Source organism: Kitasatospora sp. NPDC032150 (genome assembly GCF_055579945.1).
In genome coordinates, this window is sequence record NZ_JBVIMH010000016.1 from 80,279 (window position 1) to 99,974 (window position 19,696).

The 19,696-nt window shown below is 70.7% G+C and carries 27 protein-coding genes and 1 pseudogene; 14 read left to right on the plus strand and 14 right to left on the minus strand.

Annotated features, from left to right (window positions below):
* Nucleotides 1-181: 181 nt before the first annotated feature.
* Nucleotides 182-403 carry a hypothetical protein gene (locus tag ACZ5ON_RS20170; RefSeq protein ID WP_465594112.1) on the plus strand — a complete coding sequence of 74 codons (222 nt, stop codon included), beginning with the start codon at nucleotides 182-184 and terminating at the stop codon, nucleotides 401-403.
* Nucleotides 404-1,875: 1,472 nt separating this feature from the next.
* Here ACZ5ON_RS20170 and ACZ5ON_RS20175 read toward each other — a convergent pair.
* Genes ACZ5ON_RS20175 through ACZ5ON_RS20185 form a run of 3 tightly spaced genes read right to left on the minus strand, consistent with a single transcriptional unit; the run spans nucleotide 1,876 to nucleotide 3,197 of the window.
* The gene (locus ACZ5ON_RS20175; protein ID WP_465594115.1) at nucleotides 1,876-2,280 is read right to left on the minus strand and encodes a DUF2267 domain-containing protein; all 405 of its coding nucleotides are present in this window, start codon (nucleotides 2,278-2,280) and stop codon (nucleotides 1,876-1,878) included.
* The gene (locus tag ACZ5ON_RS20180; protein WP_465594118.1) at nucleotides 2,277-2,750 is read right to left on the minus strand and encodes an STAS domain-containing protein; all 474 of its coding nucleotides are present in this window, start codon (nucleotides 2,748-2,750) and stop codon (nucleotides 2,277-2,279) included. Before ACZ5ON_RS20180 ends, ACZ5ON_RS20175 begins: the two co-directional genes overlap by 4 nt.
* 12 nt (nucleotides 2,751-2,762) lie before the next feature.
* A complete protein-coding gene (locus ACZ5ON_RS20185; protein ID WP_465594121.1) occupies nucleotides 2,763-3,197 on the minus strand; it encodes an Hsp20/alpha crystallin family protein in 435 nt (144 codons plus the stop codon).
* Nucleotides 3,198-3,310: 113 nt separating this feature from the next.
* Here ACZ5ON_RS20185 and ACZ5ON_RS20190 point away from each other — a divergent pair, with 113 nt between their 5' ends.
* Both ACZ5ON_RS20190 and ACZ5ON_RS20195 read left to right on the plus strand, forming a co-directional pair.
* On the plus strand, nucleotides 3,311-4,003 hold the full coding sequence (locus ACZ5ON_RS20190) for a type III effector protein (protein WP_465594124.1): 693 nt from the start codon (nucleotides 3,311-3,313) through the stop codon (nucleotides 4,001-4,003).
* A complete protein-coding gene (locus ACZ5ON_RS20195; RefSeq protein ID WP_465594127.1) occupies nucleotides 3,978-4,226 on the plus strand; it encodes a hypothetical protein in 249 nt (82 codons plus the stop codon). Before ACZ5ON_RS20190 ends, ACZ5ON_RS20195 begins: the two co-directional genes overlap by 26 nt.
* 519 nt (nucleotides 4,227-4,745) lie before the next feature.
* Here the strand turns inward: ACZ5ON_RS20195 and ACZ5ON_RS20200 are convergent.
* The 6 genes from ACZ5ON_RS20200 to ACZ5ON_RS20225 form a co-directional block, all read right to left on the minus strand.
* Complete coding sequence (locus tag ACZ5ON_RS20200; protein WP_465594130.1) at nucleotides 4,746-5,420, minus strand: hypothetical protein; 675 nt, start codon at nucleotides 5,418-5,420, stop codon at nucleotides 4,746-4,748.
* Nucleotides 5,421-5,436: 16 nt separating this feature from the next.
* A complete protein-coding gene (locus ACZ5ON_RS20205; protein WP_465594133.1) occupies nucleotides 5,437-5,943 on the minus strand; it encodes an SRPBCC family protein in 507 nt (168 codons plus the stop codon).
* Nucleotides 5,944-6,202: 259 nt separating this feature from the next.
* Complete coding sequence (locus ACZ5ON_RS20210; protein WP_465594136.1) at nucleotides 6,203-6,358, minus strand: DUF6131 family protein; 156 nt, start codon at nucleotides 6,356-6,358, stop codon at nucleotides 6,203-6,205.
* Between the two features lie 48 nt (nucleotides 6,359-6,406).
* Entirely contained in the window at nucleotides 6,407-6,994 is a 588-nt protein-coding gene (locus tag ACZ5ON_RS20215; protein WP_465594139.1) for a hypothetical protein, read from the minus strand.
* Nucleotides 6,995-6,997: 3 nt separating this feature from the next.
* Nucleotides 6,998-7,564 carry a hypothetical protein gene (locus ACZ5ON_RS20220; RefSeq protein ID WP_465594142.1) on the minus strand — a complete coding sequence of 189 codons (567 nt, stop codon included), beginning with the start codon at nucleotides 7,562-7,564 and terminating at the stop codon, nucleotides 6,998-7,000.
* Nucleotides 7,565-7,723: 159 nt separating this feature from the next.
* Nucleotides 7,724-8,017 (minus strand): helix-turn-helix transcriptional regulator, encoded by a 294-nt coding sequence (locus ACZ5ON_RS20225; RefSeq protein WP_465594145.1) that lies wholly within the window; start codon nucleotides 8,015-8,017, stop codon nucleotides 7,724-7,726.
* Nucleotides 8,018-8,388: 371 nt separating this feature from the next.
* Between ACZ5ON_RS20225 and ACZ5ON_RS20230 the strand changes: the two genes are divergently transcribed.
* On the plus strand, nucleotides 8,389-8,808 hold the full coding sequence (locus ACZ5ON_RS20230; RefSeq protein ID WP_465594148.1) for an STAS domain-containing protein: 420 nt from the start codon (nucleotides 8,389-8,391) through the stop codon (nucleotides 8,806-8,808).
* Nucleotides 8,771-8,998: a hypothetical protein gene (locus ACZ5ON_RS20235; protein ID WP_465594151.1), complete on the plus strand. Its 228-nt coding sequence runs from the start codon at nucleotides 8,771-8,773 to the stop codon at nucleotides 8,996-8,998. Before ACZ5ON_RS20230 ends, ACZ5ON_RS20235 begins: the two co-directional genes overlap by 38 nt.
* Nucleotides 8,999-9,082: 84 nt before the next feature.
* Here ACZ5ON_RS20235 and ACZ5ON_RS20240 read toward each other — a convergent pair whose 3' ends face one another.
* Nucleotides 9,083-9,328 (minus strand): DUF6841 family protein, encoded by a 246-nt coding sequence (locus tag ACZ5ON_RS20240; protein WP_465594154.1) that lies wholly within the window; start codon nucleotides 9,326-9,328, stop codon nucleotides 9,083-9,085.
* 378 nt (nucleotides 9,329-9,706) lie between these two features.
* Here ACZ5ON_RS20240 and ACZ5ON_RS20245 point away from each other — a divergent pair, with 378 nt between their 5' ends.
* Both ACZ5ON_RS20245 and ACZ5ON_RS20250 read left to right on the plus strand, forming a co-directional pair.
* Nucleotides 9,707-10,063 carry a PRC-barrel domain-containing protein gene (locus ACZ5ON_RS20245; protein ID WP_465594157.1) on the plus strand — a complete coding sequence of 119 codons (357 nt, stop codon included), beginning with the start codon at nucleotides 9,707-9,709 and terminating at the stop codon, nucleotides 10,061-10,063.
* Between the two features lie 32 nt (nucleotides 10,064-10,095).
* The gene (locus tag ACZ5ON_RS20250) at nucleotides 10,096-10,263 is read left to right on the plus strand and encodes a hypothetical protein (protein WP_465594160.1); all 168 of its coding nucleotides are present in this window, start codon (nucleotides 10,096-10,098) and stop codon (nucleotides 10,261-10,263) included.
* A 535-nt stretch (nucleotides 10,264-10,798) separates the two neighbouring features.
* Here the strand turns inward: ACZ5ON_RS20250 and ACZ5ON_RS20255 are convergent.
* Complete coding sequence (locus tag ACZ5ON_RS20255) at nucleotides 10,799-10,960, minus strand: DUF6213 family protein (RefSeq protein ID WP_465594163.1); 162 nt, start codon at nucleotides 10,958-10,960, stop codon at nucleotides 10,799-10,801.
* Nucleotides 10,961-10,977: 17 nt separating this feature from the next.
* Between ACZ5ON_RS20255 and ACZ5ON_RS20260 the strand changes: the two are divergent.
* The 5 genes and pseudogenes from ACZ5ON_RS20260 to ACZ5ON_RS20280 all read left to right on the plus strand — a co-directional run.
* A pseudogene (locus ACZ5ON_RS20260) lies at nucleotides 10,978-11,055 on the plus strand (AsnC family transcriptional regulator); the annotation flags it as partial.
* 402 nt (nucleotides 11,056-11,457) lie between these two features.
* On the plus strand, nucleotides 11,458-12,129 hold the full coding sequence (locus ACZ5ON_RS20265; RefSeq protein ID WP_465594166.1) for an HAD family hydrolase: 672 nt from the start codon (nucleotides 11,458-11,460) through the stop codon (nucleotides 12,127-12,129).
* 278 nt (nucleotides 12,130-12,407) lie between these two features.
* Nucleotides 12,408-12,602 carry a pyroglutamyl-peptidase I family protein gene (locus tag ACZ5ON_RS20270; protein WP_465594390.1) on the plus strand — a complete coding sequence of 65 codons (195 nt, stop codon included), beginning with the start codon at nucleotides 12,408-12,410 and terminating at the stop codon, nucleotides 12,600-12,602.
* Nucleotides 12,603-12,725: 123 nt separating this feature from the next.
* Complete coding sequence (locus ACZ5ON_RS20275; protein ID WP_465594169.1) at nucleotides 12,726-13,205, plus strand: hypothetical protein; 480 nt, start codon at nucleotides 12,726-12,728, stop codon at nucleotides 13,203-13,205.
* 172 nt (nucleotides 13,206-13,377) lie between these two features.
* On the plus strand, nucleotides 13,378-13,962 hold the full coding sequence (locus ACZ5ON_RS20280; protein ID WP_465594172.1) for a hypothetical protein: 585 nt from the start codon (nucleotides 13,378-13,380) through the stop codon (nucleotides 13,960-13,962).
* A gap of 154 nt (nucleotides 13,963-14,116) precedes the next feature.
* Here the strand turns inward: ACZ5ON_RS20280 and ACZ5ON_RS20285 are convergent, their stop codons facing one another.
* From ACZ5ON_RS20285 to ACZ5ON_RS20295, 3 genes are all read right to left on the minus strand, one after another.
* Nucleotides 14,117-14,530: a hypothetical protein gene (locus tag ACZ5ON_RS20285; protein ID WP_465594175.1), complete on the minus strand. Its 414-nt coding sequence runs from the start codon at nucleotides 14,528-14,530 to the stop codon at nucleotides 14,117-14,119.
* A 154-nt stretch (nucleotides 14,531-14,684) separates the two neighbouring features.
* Entirely contained in the window at nucleotides 14,685-16,172 is a 1,488-nt protein-coding gene (locus ACZ5ON_RS20290; protein ID WP_465594178.1) for an MFS transporter, read from the minus strand.
* Nucleotides 16,169-16,819 (minus strand): TetR/AcrR family transcriptional regulator, encoded by a 651-nt coding sequence (locus ACZ5ON_RS20295; protein WP_465594181.1) that lies wholly within the window; start codon nucleotides 16,817-16,819, stop codon nucleotides 16,169-16,171. The genes ACZ5ON_RS20290 and ACZ5ON_RS20295 overlap by 4 nt, the downstream gene beginning before the upstream one ends.
* Nucleotides 16,820-17,533: 714 nt before the next feature.
* Between ACZ5ON_RS20295 and ACZ5ON_RS20300 the strand changes: the two genes are divergently transcribed.
* Nucleotides 17,534-18,700, plus strand: coding sequence for a deoxynucleoside kinase (locus tag ACZ5ON_RS20300; RefSeq protein WP_465594184.1), 1,167 nt, complete (start codon nucleotides 17,534-17,536; stop codon nucleotides 18,698-18,700).
* Between the two features lie 200 nt (nucleotides 18,701-18,900).
* Nucleotides 18,901-19,662 carry an HdeD family acid-resistance protein gene (locus ACZ5ON_RS20305; protein WP_465594187.1) on the plus strand — a complete coding sequence of 254 codons (762 nt, stop codon included), beginning with the start codon at nucleotides 18,901-18,903 and terminating at the stop codon, nucleotides 19,660-19,662.
* Nucleotides 19,663-19,696 lie beyond the last annotated feature (34 nt).

Consider the following 19,696-nt stretch of genomic DNA (forward strand, 5'->3'; position numbering starts at 1 on the left):
TCCCGCCAGTTCTCGTGCCGCGTGATGTGCACGTCGTAGCCCATGGCCAGTCAGAGTGACTGGAGGACCGATATGAACGACTCCTCCGCCCGACCGGTGCGCTGATGATCTTGGTTGGTCGGTTGCGTGGGCGGACGATTGTCATGTGACTGACTCTTGCGCCGACGCACCGCTTCCGGTCGTGGCATTCATGAAACTCACCCGGCTCAGGGACCTCTCCGCCAGGGCCCTGAAGTGCTGGGAACACGGTGACCAGCGGGGGGCCTTCGACACGGTCCACGCGGTGGTGCCGGTCGCCGAGGCCGCGGCAGCCGCGTTGAACGTGCTTCTCGAATCCGACCATGCCGCGATGGAGGCCGGGAAGCAGAAGCCGGAGTCCGACGTCTCGGATTGGTGGGGCTGAAGGCATGGACATCATCGTGCTCAACGCCCCGCACCAGTTCCAGAGCCTCGGCATGCTCCACGCCGCTCTGCCGGAGAGTCCGAGGTCCCATGAGCCTGGGCCGGCCACCTTGTGCGGACAACCCACCGCGGGTATGGCCATCATGGCCCGGTGCTCCACGCATGCCGGCACCACCTGGTACCCGGAAAAGCTGGCAGGCACGACCGCCAGGTGCCCGGCGTGTACGGCCTACCTGGGTGAACACGGGTAGCCCTCGGTACTGTCGGCCCTTGGGTGCTGCTGCACCATGCAGCGCGGGGACCCTCGCCGTGGGCGCCCGCGAGCCGGGCCTGCGCATTTGCACAAGGCATGGCGCGGTGGCGTGATGCTCCGTTTCCAGTCTCCGCCGTTTCAAGTGAAGTAGGCCGTGCATGCAGTTCTCCCGCACACGACTTTCTCACTCATTTCAAGATCGCCGAGCCTTGACCATCGCCATTAGGGTCGATGAACGTCTCCATCTACCAGCCTGGCTCTGTCCGGTTTTCCGGTGTAGGGACCGATTTCCTCCGCATTCGGCACAGGCCAACATCTCCGGGCGCGTCTCTTCGATCCACTTCACCTCACCACTTCCCGCACACGCGACGGCACCGAGACTGGCCAGCCACGGCGGCGTGTCGCTCCGGCGGGGCATGACAGCTGCGGGTGCGGACCATCGTCATCCTGGGCTCGCCCCCCTGGAGGTCACCGCCGGTCCCAGGTCCTGCACGCGGGCTCGTGCCAGGTCGTGCAGACAACCATCCCGCTGGGCGTCAGGTGCTCGCTGGACCAGGTCCGGCAGCACCCGACGTCACCTGTCAGCCGAGTTGAGGCAGGTGGCCCCTGGCCCCGGACCGGAGCAGCGGATGGAGGAACGGGGGGCGTAGCGGGGCGGCGATGGAAGCGGCGTTTACTCGAGGAAACTGTCATACCGCAGCCCTGCCCACCCGGGCGCCTCGTGGAACCCGGGCGCCACCGAACAGACCAGTTCCGGGCGGCTGACGTGTGAAGTCCTCGGCCTTGCCTCCCGTCGCCGCTGGCACTCACTGCGGCCGCCAGCAGCGCGGTCGGGGTATCGATTGGATTCGAGTCGGCGGCGTGGGGCCGGAGGCGGCCGAGCCGGTCAGTCGTCCGAAGTCGGGTGAGGCGGCCTTTTCCGCCGGTGTACGTCTCCGCTGTGTGGCCGCCGCTGGCCCTGCCGGACGGGCCCTGCGGACCGGTGTCGTGGGCCCGCGCTGGGGGCGCTTCGCCTGTGGCCGCCGGTGCGGACCTGCTGGAGAAGGCGGCGGTAGCGGGTCATGGCGGGTGGCCTTCCGGGGTTGGGCAGCGCGGTCGGCGCGGCAGCGCGGGCAGGGGTGCGGCGGGGCGGGTCAGGGGTGCGGGTCAAGGGTGCGGCGGGGCGTGATCCCGCGGTCGGCGGCGACGGTGCGGTTCTGCTCACCGACCCGGCGTCGAGGTCAGGGGCGGTGGCCGGCCCGTGGGCGGCCGAAGAGAAGGTCGTAGCCGGGCGGGAGCTGGAACAGGACGCGGTCCATGAGATCGTCGCCGGCGGCGTCGGCGACGGTGGACAGGACGGCGCCGATGTCCCACAGGGCGGTGGTCTCGGTGGCGCCCTCGATCCAGGCGGCGGTGGCGCGCACGAACCGCTCGGGATCGAGCGGTTCGGCGGCCTGAAGGGGATTGAGCAGGATCAGGGCCATGGCCTCGGGCAGGCGGGCGGCCAGGTCCGCGCGGACCTGGCCCACGAGGTGGGCGCCGAGCAGGGCCAGCACGACGCGGGCGGCGCGTTCGGCTCCCTCGGGTGTGTCGTATTCGCCGCGTTCTTGGACCTGGTCCAAGAACGCCTCCCATCGAAGCGTCACCGCGGATTCTCCTTCCGGGCGAGGAACGGAACGGCCCCGGGCTGTCGCCTGAAGGTGCGGTCAGGGCCGTGGCCAGGCGGCCGGTAAGGCCGATGAGGGCGGAGCAGCCTGGCCACGGGGTGGGCGACCCCATGCAGGACGAGGCGGGCATCGGTGCGGTCGGCCAGGTTGCGGGCCTGGACGACAATGGCCAGGCCCGCGCAGTCCATGAAGGTCACCTTCGACAGGTCGAGCACCACCTCGCGATGCTCGGCCAGCGCGGGCCAGCTTCCGGCGCGGGTGCGAGGCGGCGGTGGCGAGGTCGATCTCGCCGCGCGCCCGCACCGTGAGCGGAACCGGGCCGTGGTCCTGCATGGGGCTGCTCGCTGTCCGGCCGGCCCGCGCGCGGCGGGCCGACTCGGGCAGTGACGGTGGCTGGGGTGTCCCGCGCCGCCCCGTCGGGGGGATCTCGGGGCGATGCGGGACGGCATCGGAGGGGCGGGTCAGGCCTGGATCTGCTTGCGGGTGCTGCTGTGGCCGACGGCAACCTTGCGAGGTTTGGCCTTCTCCGCCACCGGGATCTTGAGGGTCAGCACGCCCGCGTCGTAGTCGGCGGTGATGCCCTCGGGGTCGAGGGTGTCGGAGAGCATGACCTGGCGCGAGAAGACGCCGAGCGGGCGCTCGGACAGCTCCCACTTCACGTCCTCACCCTGGTGGCGCGGCCGGCGCTCGGACTTGACGGTCACCATGTTCCGCTCGACGTCGATGTCGATCGCCTCCGGGTCTACCCCGGGCAGGTCGAAGCAGATCACGTACTCCTCGCCCGCGCGGTACGCGTCCAGCGGCATCGGCGTGGGACGGGACCACGTGCCGCTCGTACCGGGGAACTGCTGGCTCAGACGGTCCAGCTCGCGGAACGGGTCGGTGCGCAACAGCATCGCGAAACACCTCCAGGTGGGATCAAAGGGTGCCAGTGCGCTTTCACCTGACACCGTTCTAACACGTCATCCATCCGATGACAAACGTCGACAGTCATCGTTAGAGTGACAACATGCGTGAGAAGCCTCCGAAGCCCGCCGGCAAACCGAAGACGCCCGTCGAACCGACCTCCTTCCTCGCCGCCGCCGCGGCCCTGGCCACCATCCACGCCGCCGTCCGCACCGCCCAAACCCCCGACAACACCCCGCCCGGCGCCCAAGGCCCCGAGGAAGCCGGCCCCGGACAGGCGCTGGCCGCCTTGGTGCTGCTGCGCGAACTGCGCACCCAGCTCGCCGGCTGGGAAGCCGGCCTCGTGGAGAACGCCCGCAACGCCGGCGCCACCTGGGCCGACCTCGCCCACCCCATGGGCGTCGCCAGCCGCCAGGCCGCCGAGAACCGCTACCTGCGCCTACGCCCCGCCGGAACCACCCGCCACACCGCAGGGACCGGTGCGGAACGCGTCAAGGCCGTCCGCGACCGCCGCGCCGCCGAGCGCACCGTGGCCGCCTGGGCCCGCGACAACGCCGCTGAGCTGCGCGTCCTGGCCGCCCGGATCGCCACGACCGCACTCGCCCCCAGCGCCCACTCCGCCCAGGCAGCCCTCACCGCCGCCCTCGGCACTACCGACCCCGCCGACCTCATAAAGCCCCTCGCCGCCGTCCGCCCCCACCTCGGCACCGGCCAGGGCGACCTCGCCACCCGCCTCGACGGCCTCACGCACCACACCACCCAGCTCCGCGATGACAGCAACCGACGCCGCGCCTGACCCCGTCGCCGCCGCCGAGAAGCGCTGGCAGGACCTTCTGGACCGGATCCACGACCTCAAAGCACGAGCCGCCGCCACCACGAGCACCGTCAACGCCGCCCTCGACACCCACCTCGCCCGGCTCGACGCCCTACGCCACCACCTCGCCCAACCCACCCGGCCGCTGCCCGACCCCGATCCGGGCAGTCCCCAGGCCACGCCACCGAACAACCGGCCGACCTGACATGACCTCAGGATCGTCTGAAGGGTCCGCGCCGCCATGAGCTGGCCAGCCTGGCGCCCGGGGAAGAGCCACCTCAGACTCCGCGCACTGACGTGGGGCAGGCGGTGGTGGTCGGCTTGTGGGGAGTTCGGAGGCCACCGTCCGGATCGCTGGCTCACCACACCGGCGCCACCCATCCCCGACTACGTCGACCTGTTCTTCTGCACCCGGGCGAAGCCGGCACCGTCTTCCTGCCCGAACTCACCGCGGCCGCCGAACGTCTGCCCAAGCTCGCCGTCCACCCCGTGCACAGCCGGCCCCACGGCCGCCCCTCTGTCTACCGGATCACCATCCTCGGGGGGCCGCTTCCCCCGGACACCCACCTCTTCCTCTGCGGCCCGACCCCCATCGTGGACACCCTCACCCGCGACAAAAGCCTCGGCTACAGCCCCGACCCCAGGAACCTGCCTCGCCCCAGGCGCAGCGCCAGCTGGACCGGGGTCCGGGGAGCCCACTACGGTGGCGACAGACCTCCACCCCTCAGACCGCGATTTCCACCGTTGTAGCGACCCGCACCAGGGCAGGTCTGCGAGGGGTGGAACCGAAGCCGAAACGCACCGGGGGCTCCACCGGCCGGAGCATCCCCAGATCCCCTCCCTCGAAGACGGCCGCGGCCGTGGTGATCGGTCGGAGGTCCTGCACGCCGTACCACTCGCGACGGCCCCCGCGGGTCCGTCCGCACGTCCGCACGCCCGGTGACAGACGTGCGGGAAAGTCCACCAGGGCGCACCACAGGGGACGGGTGGCGAGCGGAGCGGGCACGGAGCGCAGTAGCAGCCCGAGCCGGCCTCGCCGTCCGACGGTGAAGCGCGCGTCCAACGCCGGGGCTTGGACGGCCCAGTCGTCCCCCGCGATGTCGACCACGACCGGTGCCACGCGCACCTCCTCGAACCGGTAGGTGTCGGCCAGGAAGTCCCCGACCTCCCGGGTGGGGGCCAGGAGCAGACGCTCCCCGTTCGCTCGCTCGAGCATCACGTCACTGAACGGCCCGAACGGCGATCGCGCCCAGTGCCCCAGCACCACGCGGGTGCCGCAGGAGGTCCCGAAACCGGCGATCCAGCCCTCGAAGCGCAGCCGCGCACCACCGGCAACCGCCTCGGGGCGGAGCCGACCGGGGACGAGGCACCCCCGCCGCGTGCTGGGCGTCTGCCTCATCCCTCCTCCCACCCGGTCACTCCGGGCTGTGCCTACGGCGCCCGTACCCGTCGGTTCCCGGCGCGTGCGCTGGCCCGGCGACGGCGGGCTCACCACGCAGCAGACCGGTGATCACACGGCCGAAGAGCAGGCGCGCGGCGACGAGCGTCAGCGGATCGACCACGTGGGGCAGCTTCTGCAGCCGGATCTCCTCGCACCACAGGACCGACGACCCTGCGTCGTGCGGACGCGCCTCGATCTCGGCCCACCCCGCGACGGTGGAGCCCCGCTTCTCCAGGCGGCAATGCCCCGGACGCTCCCCCGTGGGCGGCTGCCAACGAACGACCTCCATCGGGTCGTCGAAGTGCACGCGGCCGACTCCGGTGCGGGCTACGAAGAGCGTGCCCACCCCGGTCGGCGGCGGTGTGGTCACGGTGATCCCCGTGAACGGCACCAGCTGCGCATGCCGTTCCCAGTCGGTGAGCCGCCGCCACACCTCGTCGGCGGGCAGCCGCGACAGGCGCTCGATCCGGACCAGGGCCACGACGTCAGCCTACGGCTTTACCTTTCCGTGGGCCCGCCGTCCCTGATGGCCGGCCGGCGCTGGCGAAGGCGGTGGGCACGCCGATCACGGATGTCCCACGCGTCACCTTGCACCGCCTGCTGCGGGAGTCCCCTGTCCGCCAGGACACTGCTGATCGGGTGCCGGCCGAGTCGGTCCCACCGCACCCGAGATCGACATGATGGAGCGCGCTGCTGTGCTGGACGGTGTCGGCGAGGAGGGCTCGGCCAGCCGAGTCGGGCTACCAGTAGTGCCGCCGTCCGGCGATACCGTGGCCCACCGCGCCGAAGAGCCAGAGAACCAGGCCGATAACGGCCAGGATGATGCCGATGGTCCATAGGATCGAGATGCCGGTGACGAAGCCGATGATGAGGAGGATCACTCCAATGACGATCACGGTGGCCTCCGAAGGTTCAGATCTTTTCGCGAATGATCAGGAGTGTGTTCAGCTGCGCAGCAGGCGATTGAAGAAGCTGCGGTACTTCTGCAGCGCGAGCCGCAGCTCCTCGGTGTCGACCGTGTCGCCCCGGTTCCACTGACTCTCGAGCCGCTGCTTGCGGTCGGCGAAGGATTCGGCCAGTCGCCGCATGAGGTCGGCGACCAGTTCGTCGGCGGTGTGAACTGCCTCCCGGGGGTCGTCGACGAAGCGAGTCTGTACCTGCTGCCAGCGGGTGTGCAGCTCCTGCGCGTGGGCCGGTGGCAGCAGCGGTTCCTCGTCCTCCTGGTCGGCCGCGCCGCGATCGGCGGCCTCTCCTTCCACGGTCGTGTCGTCTCCTTCCACGGTCGTGTCGTCGGGAGGCGTCGCCGCCCGCCGGCTCTCTGCATCCGGTCTCTCGCCGGTGGCCTCGCCCGGGTAGACGGGCCGTTCCTCCCGCGCGTCGGACGTGGTCTCGGGTGTCGTTCCGGGTGGATCCATGGCACCTGACTGCGCGGGCTGTGTTCCGCTGGTGTCTGCTTCCTCGTTCTGGGTACCGGTGGCGGCGATGTCCTCAGTCGTCATCCGGCCCTTGTCGTTGTAGTGCAGCGGTTTCATCTCTCACCTCCGTGGCGAATCGTCGTCCCCCGCCGGGTGCCCGCCATCCAGAAGCGCCGTGAACAGCGCGCGGTAGTGCACCATCGCTCCCCGGAGTTCTTCGGTGGTCGCGCCATCGCGGCCGGCCTGCGCGTTGACCGCATGCGCGGCGCGGTAGTGCTTCAGGGTGTTCGCGTGCTCGACGGACAGGTCACGCAGCCGCTGTTCGTAGTCCTCGGTGGGGTAGCCGCGCTCCTGCATAAGCGCGGTGACCAGGTCATCGGCCCGCCGCACGGCCTCACCGGGACGGTCGACGAACTCCTGCTGCACCTGCGTCCAGTCCTGGTTGTAGCGCTGTCTGGTGGCGGGTGCCAGCGGTTTGATCTCCAACTTCTGGTGGCGCTGCTCGCGGCGGCGCAGTTCCTGCTCGGCGGCCAGTCGGCTGCCCGCGCTGCGGACGGTGCGCTCGTACTCGGGGCCGAACCGTTCCCGCAACCGGCGGCGGCGAGCCACGACCCACAACGCCCCGGCGATCAGGAGCAGCACGACCACGACCGGCACGATGATCGCGATGAGCGTCCCTGTCGACATCAGGTCCTCCTTGGTCCTTCAGTGACCTGCCGCCTTACCGGCCACCGGCGGCTGCCGCAATGTCCCGGCCACCTGTGATCGGGCGTACTTCTGGGATGCCCAGGGGGAGATCCGCGCGCGGTTGCCGTCTCCCGTGTGGGGTTGGCGGTCCGGGCGGTCTCAGCGCAGGAGAACTGCCAGGAGTTCGGCGACGTTAGGGCCGGAGTCGGCCGGGTGGCGCAGTTGCTTGGCGGCCTGGACGTGGTAGTGGTTGCTGCGGCCAGTGCGTTCGTGGGTCAGGTAGCCGTCCTCTTCGAGGTCGACGATTATCCGTTGGACGGCCCGCTCGGTCAGCAGGCAGCGCGCCGCGATGTCGCGCACCCTAATGCCGGGGTCGCGGGCGATCTGCACCAGCACGCGGGCGTGGTTCGTCAAGAAGGTCCACCGCCGCGCCGCCTCGGGGCACTCGTCCATGGCTCCAGCTTACGACCGCCGATTCACGCAGTCACATGCACGAAAAATAATCCGTGCAACCGTTGACATGGATTGATCCGGGAGCGAATGGTTGAAGGGCCAAGTCAGGGTTCGCGAACCGCGTTCCCCGCGCGACGAGGTCACCATGGATGACAACCTCACCCGCGACAGTCTGGGCGCGTGTCACGTCGAACCGCTGCGCCGCACAGTCCGTCACGCGGTCACCGGCCTCGCGGCCTACCTCGCTGCCAGCGACTCCCGCCCCTGGCAGGCCCCACCCCTGAAGCACGCCCCTCGCACGACGCCCGCCGCGGCGACACCGGCCCTCTCGTCGCAGGGCACCTTTCCTCGGGCCGACCGGAGGGCACACCATGCTCACCCCGGACCTCAAAACGTCCCTCAGCCGCATCGGCGACGCCTGGGTCTACTCCATTGCCGGCTACGCCCACATGGACAACGAACGGGACCTGCGCCACGAACTGCGCCAGGTCCTCGCCCGGCACCCCGAACTTCTCGCGATAGACCTGCACGCCGTCGACCTGTTCACCACCAGCGCCCTCAACACGCTGCTCACCACTCGCCGCGCTGCACGCGCCATGGGCGTTCCCCTCGTGCTTACCGCCCCCAGCCCGCAGGCACAACGGGTACTAGAGATCACCCAGACCGACACCGTGTTCCAGGTATTTCCGACCCTGCCCGAGGCTCTGCGCCACCGCACCCCCATGCGACGATGCGTACACACCGCAGCGCCCGGTGAAAGCCCCACGCGCCATAGCGGGAAAGGCGTGTGAGGGCCGAAAGCCCCAGGAAGACCTCGCCTTCACCCGCCTCGCCCTGGCCAACTGGCAGCTGAACACCTACCCGGAGCCGGCCGACGCCACCCTTCTGGTGACCGCCGAACTCCTCTCCGACTCGATCCTCGCCGGACAGCTTGGCCCAGTACTCGTCAGCCCACACCGCCCGCCGCTCGGCGTTCGGTGAGCCGGGCGGTGTCGAAGGCCGCGGTCCGGGCCGCCGGTCTTCGCGAGGCCGGGTTTGGGTGTCTGCCGGTCCGCTGGTGCCGGTTCAGCCGGTCAGGACCGCCGAGGTGGTGATTCGCCAGTCGTCCGGTGTGCGGGCGAGGAGGTAGAGCCCGCGGGGGCGCTGGAACTCGGTGCCTGAGCGGTCGTAGCGGTCCCAGTTCACCTCGATGGTGACCGCCCGTTCGTTCAGCACCCGGACGGCCGGGTCCAGTGCCTGGCTGCCGCCGTAGTCGAGATTGCGCAGGGCAGCGAGCTCGTGGGCGAGTCCGGCGGTCAGCTGCTCGGCCAAGGTGATGCCTGCGCATGGACCCGCGCACACTGCCGCGGCCTGGCGGAGCTGTACGCGGATCACCAGTCCGGCGCCCTCGGAAAGCAGCCTGGTCGTGGCCGGCTCGCCGGACGGGAGGCCGTAGAGCCGCTGAACGGGAGTCCTGGATGTCTTCGTCAGGCGGCGGTGGTGAGGTCGGCGCCGGCCGAAGAGGAGCGCGTAGTCGCGGGGCAGATGGGCGAGGAGGCGGTCGGTGAGCTGGTCGCCTTGGCGACCAGTGGCGCCCCCACCACAGGGCGGCCCCCAGCCGCGCCGATGCGCTCGGTTCGGCGCACCGCGCGGGCGCGGCGGTGACCCTGGTAGGAGGATGGGAGATGCCCACAACCTCGGAGGTTTCTGATGTTCGAAGCGGATGACATCCGGGAATGGCGCGGCCACGACGTGGTCGATGTCGATCGCCACAGGATCGGCACGCTGGAGTCCATCTACGTGGACACCGTGACCGACCGGCCCTTGTTCGCCACTGTCACAGTCGGGCTGCCAACGCGCCGCCGCCTGGTGTTCGTCCCTCTCGCCGACGCGAGGGTCGGCCCAGGCTATCTGCGGGTTGCCCACCCCAAGAGCCAGGTCAAGAAGGCACTGGCGATCGACACTGACGGCGAGCTGCCAGCCGAGGACGAGGCGACCGTCTTCGCCCACTACGAGCTTGACTACGCGCCGGGCGCGGGCGGCGAACGGCGCCTGGCGCGCCGATAAGAACCCGGCACCCGCGAAGGAGACCGAAGAAAATGGCCTGGGTGCTTTTCTTGATCATCGTGGCGATCGTGCTCGGCATCATCGGCGCCGTCGCCAAGGGCCTGCTCTACCTGCTGTTCATCGGCGTCGCCGTGCTGATCCTCGCGCTGGCCATCTCCGCAGTCCGGCTCCGCCACGGCGGTCGACGCCGCGCCCGCTGACATATTCGACACACCCCGCTGTACAGCACGCGGCAGGTTCACCGATGCGGCTGCGGATCAGTACTCGAAACTGTCAGCGGTCACGTGAATAACGTGACCGTCGACAGTGGAGGAAGTCGCAGGTGATGTCGCCGAGGGTGTCGTAGACGGCGGGCAGGCGCACGTCAGCGAGGGGACGGGCAGCCCGGGCCTTGAAGGCGGGGCTGCGCAGGGCGAAGGCCGGCGCGTCCCACGGCGGTGTACAAGGCAGTCGCACGAAGTCGGTATGGCTGGCCTGGCTGCGCAGCGGGTAGTCGGGCAGGGCGGTGAGGAAGCCGAGTGCGAGGTCGATGCGCCTGAGGAGGGCGCGCAGGTTGTAGTACTGGCGGAAGAAAGCGTGGAAACCGCGGCCTCAGGTCGGGGACGGAGGGCGGGCCCGTGTCCTGGCGCGCGGGTGCTCGTTGCACGGGTACCTGTCGGCAGCAGGCAACGGCGGCGTGCGGATCTTCCCCCATGGAACCGTACGCCGCCCGCCACCACACGTCCGGGTCGGTGTTTACGCTTGCGCCTGTGGATCGGCTGCCGCGATGCACTCGACATCGAGCTGGTCAGCGAACCCCTCAAGCTCTGCGCAGAGCATGGCGGTGGTCTCCAGGTCCATCCCCTGCCGGCCGTTGCCGCGCCACATGCCCCACAGCTCCGCTATCCCGCGCAGCATGTCAGCAGTGGACCTTCTTGACGAACCACGCCCGCGTTCTGGTGCAGATCGCCCGCGATCCCGGCATCAGGGTGCGCGACATCGCGGCGTACTGTCTGCGCCGTTCTCCTGCGCTGAATCACCTGACCACCCGCCCCGGTCGCAGGGTGGCGCCGCGCGGGTCGGGGGCGTCGAACTCTGGGCGCTGATGGTCCGGCCCGAGTGCTCCCGCCTTGACCCGCCGTCCTGACGGGACAACGCGTCGGCGGGGCGGCGCGATTCGCGCGTCCAGCTGCTGGCAGCACCGCTCCCGCACTGTCGCCCACACTGCTTCCCGCTCTGTCCTTCACCGTGCAACCACGGTCGCATCCGCCAGTCGGCCGATCCGGTCCACCCACGAACACTCCACAATGCCCTGGCTGGGCGGTGGCCCGGGAAATCCGACGGTGCGCAAAGTCCCAGATGGCCATAGCGTCAAGGCCAGCGGGGATCCAGTGAGTTGGAAGGAAGACCGTGAGATGGCGAGTGCGGCGCTCTTCGACGTCGATGGGACACTCCTCGACACCAGCTATCTGCACACCATGGCCTGGGCGGAGGCGCTCGCGCAATTCGGGCACACCCCGCCGATGGCACGCATCCACGGTGCGGTCGGCATGGGCGGCGACCAGCTGCTGGATCACCTCCTCGACGAGGACCGCGACCGTGAGCAGGACGCGGCGATCGACCAGGCGCACCAGGTATTGTTCGCGTGCTACTGGCCCACCTTGCGGGCCTTCGACGGTGCGGGGGACCTGCTGCGCGACCTGGCCGGGCGAGGCTGGAAGATCGTGCTCGCCTCCTCCGCCACCGCGCGGGACCTTGAGGTCATGCGTCGCGTCCTGGACGCCGACGACGCCATCACTGCCGCGACCTGCGCCGACGACGTGGATGCCAGCAAGCCCGCCCCGGACCTCGTCCACGCCGCTCTGGCCAAGGTGGGCGTCGTAAGCGATCAGGCGCTGTTCGTTGGCGACACGGTGTGGGATATCCAGGCCGCCGCCCAGGCCCACGTGCCCTGCATCGCGGTGCTCTCCGGCGGCTTCGGCGAACACGCCCTGCGGGCCGCGGGTGCCCTCGAAGTCCATCCCGACGTCGGCGAACTGCACGCCCGCCTCGACGAGAGCGCACTCGCACACCCCGACCGGCCCTGACCTGGTCAACAGTCATGCAGAGTGTCACCCACCGCGCCGGCCACGGTGCCCGCCGGCACGTCGAGACGTGGGCATGGCACTGAAGAGCCTGGCTCCGGGGCCCTTCGTCCGCACGATGAGGGCCGTCGCCCGGCTGCTGCCCGCCGCGGGGGGCTCACCCAGGCACGCGGTGCCCGGCGCCCGGGCGGCATGCCATCACCCGGCCGACGGTGTGGTGGCCAGGCTGACCGGTTTCGGTCGATCGCACCGCCTGCTCTGGCCAGCACTACTTCGCCCTGATACACCTGCTGACCGCCCGGTACCCGGCCGTGCGCGGCGGCTTCGTCCACGTACCCGCGCTGCCGGAGCAGGTCCTGGACCGGGCGGTGCCGTCACTGCCCGCCGTCGCCGTCGCCAACGGACTGCGCGCGCTGCTCGCCGCCGCCGCCAACCACCGCACCGACCTGCGGGTTTCCGGGGGGACCGAACACTGACGCATCACCCGGTCGGCCCAGCGCGGATCGCGGCCGGTCGGGCGCCTCCCTACCGTCGGAGGGAGGCAGGCGCGGCCGTCGGTACGCGATGCCAGCCAGGTCGTGCCGGAAGGGAGCGAACCCATGCGTCCGGTGAAGATCACAGCCATTACGGTGGCAGCAGGTGCCGTACTGGGCCTGACCACCTCGGCGGCGGTCTCGGCCAACAGCCCCACCGCCACGCCGACGCCGACCGCCACCGCCACGCCGTCACCGACCGCGGCACCGTCGCCGACCGCCACGCCGTCGCCTTCCGCCTCGGCCAAGCCGGGCCCGAGGGCGGCGCTGGTACCCAGGACCGCGCGCACCGATCAGACCGTGGCACTGTTCCTGCGCGGTTGCCGGAACACCAAGAAGGGCGGAACGGCCGAGGGAGCGCCCATCAGCAAGGGTTCCAAGGAACGGTCCCCGATCGGGGTCACGGAACTGGTCTCCGGCAAGCGCGGCACCCTCGTCGGCACCGCCAAGCTCACCCACGTCAAGAGTGGTGGCACCTACGACATCTCCTTCTTCTGCGCATCCGACCCGAAGACGGTGGTCAAGGCCACCCTCAAGGTCAAGTAGCACCGGTCTGACGAGCCGGTGGACCACGCCCCTCGGGGCGAGGGCCACCGGCTTTGCCGTGTCCGCGGGTTCATGGTGACGGTGCACCAATCGGACTAAAACACACGGTGGTTCACCTCTCGACGGGCACTCGCCGTAGTATTTCCGTTTCGGCAGAACAGAAGGAGTCCTCGTGCTCATCCGCCACACCCGGCGAAACGCGGAGCGGACGGCCCTGGCCGCCGCCGTCCTGACCACCGTAGTGGCACTACAGTGCGGCACCGCCACCGCGGCGCCGGTCCAGCCGTCCGGCCCGTCGCGGGCAGCCCCCGCCGACGCGCGGCACCAGGCCGCCCGGCAGGTGCGGATCACCGAGGGCCAGGTGGCCGGGGTCGGCCGGGGCGGCAGCATCCTGTACCCCAGCGTCACCAGCTGTCTGACCGTCACCGTCCGACTACAGGACGGCGGGCTGGTGGGCGCGCACGCCAGTCTCTTCCAGGTGCCCGGCGAGTACCGGTCGGACCGGATCCTCCCCGCCCTGCGCCGGCAGGTCGGCGAGCGGCGGGTGAGCGCGGTGGAGGTCAGGGGTGCAGTCGGCGCCTGGGACCCGAGCTACCTGGCCAGGGCGATCGAGAGCTACGGCCCTGGCGAGGAGGTGCCCTACCCCACCGGGCCCGACTCCGACGGTATCGCCCGGGCCGTGGCGCAGGCGCTCGGCGAGCCGCTGGCGAAGGTCACCGTCCAGGACCTCCCCGACGGGGACATCACGGTCCGCTGAGCCGGTCATCCATGCGGCCCGCTCCGCACGGCCTTCCCTGCGGCAATTCCGACCGGTCGTCAACTATCCGGTGCTCGAGTCGTCCTGGGGAGAACCTGGGGGGCAGCATCACTCCGTGTCTAAGAATCGTCCCATAGCCGCAGCAGGCTGAGGGTCATGCCGCATCCAGGTCGGTGCCGATGGCGCCGGCCGAGCGGAGCGATCGCCCGAGGTCTCCCGTGAGGATGCAAGGGTGTCGTCGCCACCACCACAAGTCTGAGCCGGGCAGCCTGTGGAACTGGCCGAGTGCTTGGCCGTCGTCATCGATGGTCGCGGCCTTGAAGCGGTCGTCCAGGGCTTTGATCTGCGGAGTCCAGAGCTGGACGAGGTACTCGTCCAGCAGGAGCCACGCCTCGTGGAGCCAGTTTCGGCAGTACAGGTCATTGGTGTACTCGTAGATGTCGTCGTCGTAGCCACGCTCGATGACGCCCACCAGCGCGGCCCACGCGTTCACCGTTTCGACGACCGTGAATGCCGTCCGCCAGCCGCGCTGGTGCAACTGCTCGCCGACCTCGTGTTCAGTGGCCATGATCGCCAGGCTCTCATGCAGAAACCGTCTGAGCCACCGAGATGCCTGCTGCCCAAGGCTGGCGATCCCCACCATGAGGCCGCCGGCCAGGGTTCGATCGCCCCGGTGCGTGGCCGGCGTCGAGCAGCTCTGAAACCCGAGAACTGACGTACAGTCAGATACTCGATCTTCCCGCCACCGGAGCCGCCTTCGCCACCGGTGCGGCCGGTCGGCGGCCGGGGACGGCGAGGTTGCGCATCAGCAGGAGCGAGGCGAGCGCGAGCAGGCCGGCCGCGATTCCGCTCCAGGCGATGGTGGAGCCGATCACCGAGGCTCCGGGTACGGGCACTGCGTGGTGGCGGGCCAGCAGGGACTGGGCGCAGGCCAGGCCGAAGGCGCCGCCGATCTGCTTGGTGAGGGCGGAACCCGCGGTCGCGGTACCCATGTCGGCCGCCGGGACGCAGTTCTGGGTGGCGATGGTGATCCCGCCCATCGCCGGTCCGGTGCCGAGGCCGACCAGCAGCAGCCATCCGCCGGTCAGGACGGCGGGAGTCCGGGCGTCCAGGGCCAGGAAGCAGGCGGTACCGACGGTGAGCAGTACGGCCCCGGTCAGCAGCGCCGGCTTGACGCGGCCGGTACGCAGGATGGCCGCGGCGGTGAGCCGGTTTCCGAGCACCATGCCGACCAGCAGCGGGAGCAGCAGCAGCCCGGAGACGGTGGCCGAACGACCGCGCACGTACTGGAAGTAGAGCGGGAGGAAGACCCCGACCGGCAGCGCGGCGACCTGGAAGAAGAACCCGGCGGCCAGTAGGGCGGCATAGCTGCGCCGTCGGAACAGCCGCAGCGGCAGCACGGGCACGGCCGCGCGGCGCTCGACGGCTATCAGCAGGGCGAGCAGCAACAGGCCCCCGAGCAGACAGCCGCCGACGGTGGGATCGGTCCAGGACGGGAGGCGCCCGCCGACGGGGTTGCCCTTGCGGCTGAGGCCGGTCAGGGTCAGCGAGAGGCCGGCGGCGAGCAGCAGGATGCCGGCCGAGTCCAGGCGTCCGGTAGGTGGGGTGGCCGGGCGGCGGTCGGGCAGCACGAGTGCGATCACGCCGCCGGCGGCGAGGCCGATGGGGAGGTTGAGCCAGAACGCCCAGCGCCATCCCGCATGGTCGGCCAGCAGACCGCCGACGATCGGGCCGCCGATCAGGCCGAGCGCCATCATCGTGGCCATGACCGCCTGCATCCGGATCAGCCCGTCCGTACGGGAAGGCGGGTGGAGGTCGCGGATCAGCGCCATGCCGAGCGTGAGCAGGGCGCCGGCGCCCAGGCCCTGCACCGCACGGGAGACGATCAGCGCCGCCATGGAGCCCGACAGACCGCAGGCGAGCGAGCCGAACAGGAACAGGGTGAGCCCGGTGAGCAGCAGTCGGCGCCGCCCGTGCAGATCGGAGAGCCGGCCGTAGATCGGCACACCGACGGAGGAGGTGAGCAGGTACGCGGTGACCAGCCAGACGTACCAGGAGTCGCCGCCACCGATCTGCCGGACGATCCGTGGCAGGGCGGTGCCGACCACGGTGCCGTCCAGCATGGCCAGGAAGGCGCAGCCCAGTAAGGAGAAGGTGATCAGCCGGCGGCGGGCGGGCGCCAGCTCGTCGTAGGGATCGGGTGTGGTCATCGGGCCTTCCCCGCGGTGGGGGCGGGCGTGGTGAGCGCGCCGTACAGGAAGAGGTCGACCAGCTCCTCGGCGGTCAGCGGGGGATGCGTGACCGCGCGGCCGGTGGACATCAGGAGCAGCTGGAAGGCGTTCGCGAGCCGTTCCGGGCTCAGGCGCAGGGTGTCCCGGTCGGGTTCGAACAGCGCGGCCAGGGCGGCGCGCGGCCCGGCCAGTGCGGCCGAACGGTCCGGCGGGGCCTCGCCCGGTTTGCCGGGCGGCAGGACGCGTTCGAAGCGTCCGGCGGCGGCCAGGGCGCCGGCGACAGTGGCGATCCGGGCCATGTGACCGTGCATCACCTCGGCGGCCTCGATGAGCCGGGCGGCGAGCGGCTGGTCGAGCGGGATCGCCTCCAGATGGGCGACGGCGTCATCGGACCGCAGGGCTTCGGCCATGCAAGCGGCGAGCAGCGCGTCCTTGTCGGCGAAGACCCGGAAGATCGTCCCCTCGCCGATACCGGCAGCGCGGGCGATCTTCGCCGTGGTCACGGAGGCCCCGTACTCGATCACGAGGGGCAGGGCGGCGGCGACGATCATCGCGCGGCGCTGGTCGGGGTCCATCGCGGGTGCGCGACGCCGGGGAGAGGGCTTGTTCGAAGGTGTCTCCGTCATGCTTCGAACATACGGAGTGAGCACTCACTCCGTCAATGGGATTCATGGAGACAGCAGCACCGGGCCAGCCCGGCCATTCCCAGAAGGGCCCTCAACGAGGCTACTCAGGAGCAGAGTTGAAGCCACTTCCATTGCGGGCGACTTGGTGCGCACCCGGTTGGGCGGGGCTCAGGACAGAACGCCGCCGGCAGATGGACTCGGCTGTCGCAGCCGACCTCCACCGCCGCCGCACGGGCATCAAGTCGCGGGCCAGGATGGGTAATTGATTCGAAACTGGACCGGGTCGCCGCCCCCGCCGGGGCCACACCGCTGGGCCACCCGAGCGCCGACACCGGGGCCCACGCAGCATCCGGAAGTGACCGGCATGCTCACGGCAGATGTCCGGAATTCATCTTTGCCCTCGACTCCGGGCTCGGTGACGATTCCGTGGATGGCTTGGCAAGTCCCGTCGACTGGCACCGGTGTGCACCAGGGCAGGAGGACTTCCGTGGCTCCAGCATCGAGGCCCGCCCCGCGAACACCGGCACGGCCGGGTTCCACCCCGCGCGTCTGCCGCACCACGGCAACCTGCGCCGCCACCGGAGCGTCGTCCGGGACCGGCCGAGCAGCCACCCGGACCGCCGCCACCGAACGCATCCGTCCGTACTCCCGCTTCCCGTCCCCGCGACCAACTCCCGTCTGCCGTAAGGCTCACCACGTCTTCCCAGGAGAGTGATGCTCACCGCCCCGCCGCCACGCCATCGTCCCGCTCACACCGCCGCCGCCTGCCTGGTGCTGCACGACGGCCGGCTGCTGCTGCCCGACGCCCGCACCGGGTGGGAGACCGAAGCCGACGCCGAACTGCCTTCGGCGGTCGTCGAGTCCGGGACCTCCTTCCGCCGGGCCGCGTCCGCTGCGCTGGCAGGCAGTACCCGGTTACGCGCCCCCGCCGAGCACCTCGTCTATCTCGCCGAGCTGTACGCCGGAGGTAACCGCCGCGCCGGGGTACCGGCCCGCAACCTGCGGGTGTTCGGCTGGCGGCTCCCCGACCGGGCGGCCGCCGGCGGTGCCGCTCCGGCCGGCCACCGCTGGGTGCCGCTGGACGGGCTCGGCGAACTCGGCCTCGGCCCCGCCGCCTTCGGCCGGCTGCGGTCGCTGGGCACCCGGCTGGCCACCATGGCGGAGGAGCGCCCGCCACCGGCCGCGATCGAGCGCTCGGCGCACCGGCTCATCGGCCCGGTACCCCTGCTGGCCCGCCCCGAGGCACCGGCCGCCGTGGTCGTCCTCGGGCCGCCCGCGGTCGGCAAGAGCACCCTGCTCGGCCGCTGTGCGGCAGAGGACGCCCGGATCGAGCACGTGCCCGACGTCGTCCCGGTCAACCGGGGCCCGGGACGGGACGACCACTTCACCCGCTATCTACTCGGGGACAGTTCGGCGGCGTTCTTCTGCCAGTTGGAGACACTGCTGCTGCGCGTCCTGCAGAACCTCAGGACGGGCCGGACCGGGATCCTCGACCAGGACGTGCACAGCTCGCTCGCCTACGCGAAGGCGCTGTACCTCAACGGCGATCTCACAGTTCAGGAGTACGAGGCCTACTACCGCTACCACCACCTGGTCACCGCCATGCTGCCGCCGCCGACCGCCGTGGTACACCTGACGGCCCGCACCGAGGTGCTCATGCGGCGGCTGCGCCGTCGCGACCGCAGACTCGAACGCTCCTTCACCAGCCGGTACGTCGCGCTCGTCGCGCAGTGCTTCGAGGACGTGGCGGAGGACCTGGCGGCACGGGTACCCGTCCACCGCATCGACGCCTCGGAGCTCGGCCCGCAAGAGGTGCTCGACCGGTTCCGCCGCCTCCTGCCCGAGCAGCACCCACCGCTTCCCTGGGAGTCACCCGAGTGACCGATCCGGCGAACCCGCACGCCCCACCAGGTTCCGGGGCGCCGCCACCACAGCCGCACCCACCGCCGCAGCCGTCTCCCGTACCCGTCGCCAGAGCCGCCACCGCCCCACTGTCCGGCGGACGTCCGCAGGCAGGATTGCGCCCAGCGGGTGACGATGGACACGTAGTGTCCCGAAGCTGAGATAGGCAGGTGCGGGCCATGAGCTCCTCATCCGACTTCCCGTCCGGTACCGACCCGCGTGACATCCGGCCGGCGAACGCGAACGAGCCTCCCGGCACCGGCCCGTTACCGGGCGCGGGCAGGGGCGCGAGTACGGGCGTGGGCGCCGCGGAGCACGACCTCACCCCTGTCGGCGGCACACTGAACGCACTGGCCAACGCCACCTGGCAGGTGATGCTGACCGCCGGTGTGGCGGCGCTCGCGCTCGGCGTGTGCGTCCTGGCGTGGCCGGGTGCCACGCTGTTCGTGGTCGGCATCCTGTTCGGGGTCTACCTGCTGGTCAGCGGTGTGTTCCAGCTGACCGCCGCGTTCGGCCACCATGTGCCGGGCCATCTGCGCGCCCTGCACTTCGTCAGCGGCGCGCTGTCCCTGCTGTTGGGGCTGATCTGCTTCCGCGGCGCGGCGGAGACGATCCTGCTGCTCGCGCTCTGGATCGGCTTCGGCTGGCTGCTGCGCGGGATCATGCTGTCCGCGGCAGCGATCTCCACTCCGGCGATGCCGGCCCGAGGCTGGCAGGTCTTCCTCGGTGTGGTGACCACGATCGCGGGAATCGTGCTGATCATCTCACCGTTCCGCTCGATCGCGGCGCTCACCCTGGTGGCGGGTGTCTGGCTGATCGTCCTGGGACTGATGGAGATCATCCACGCCGTCCAACTGCGCTCCCGGACCAAGAAACTGACCGCCGGCGTACCGGGTGGCGGAACTCCCGGGCTGGGTACGCGTCCGCACCCGCAGACCTAGTGCCGGATGCTCACACCCGCTGACGCAGTGCCGG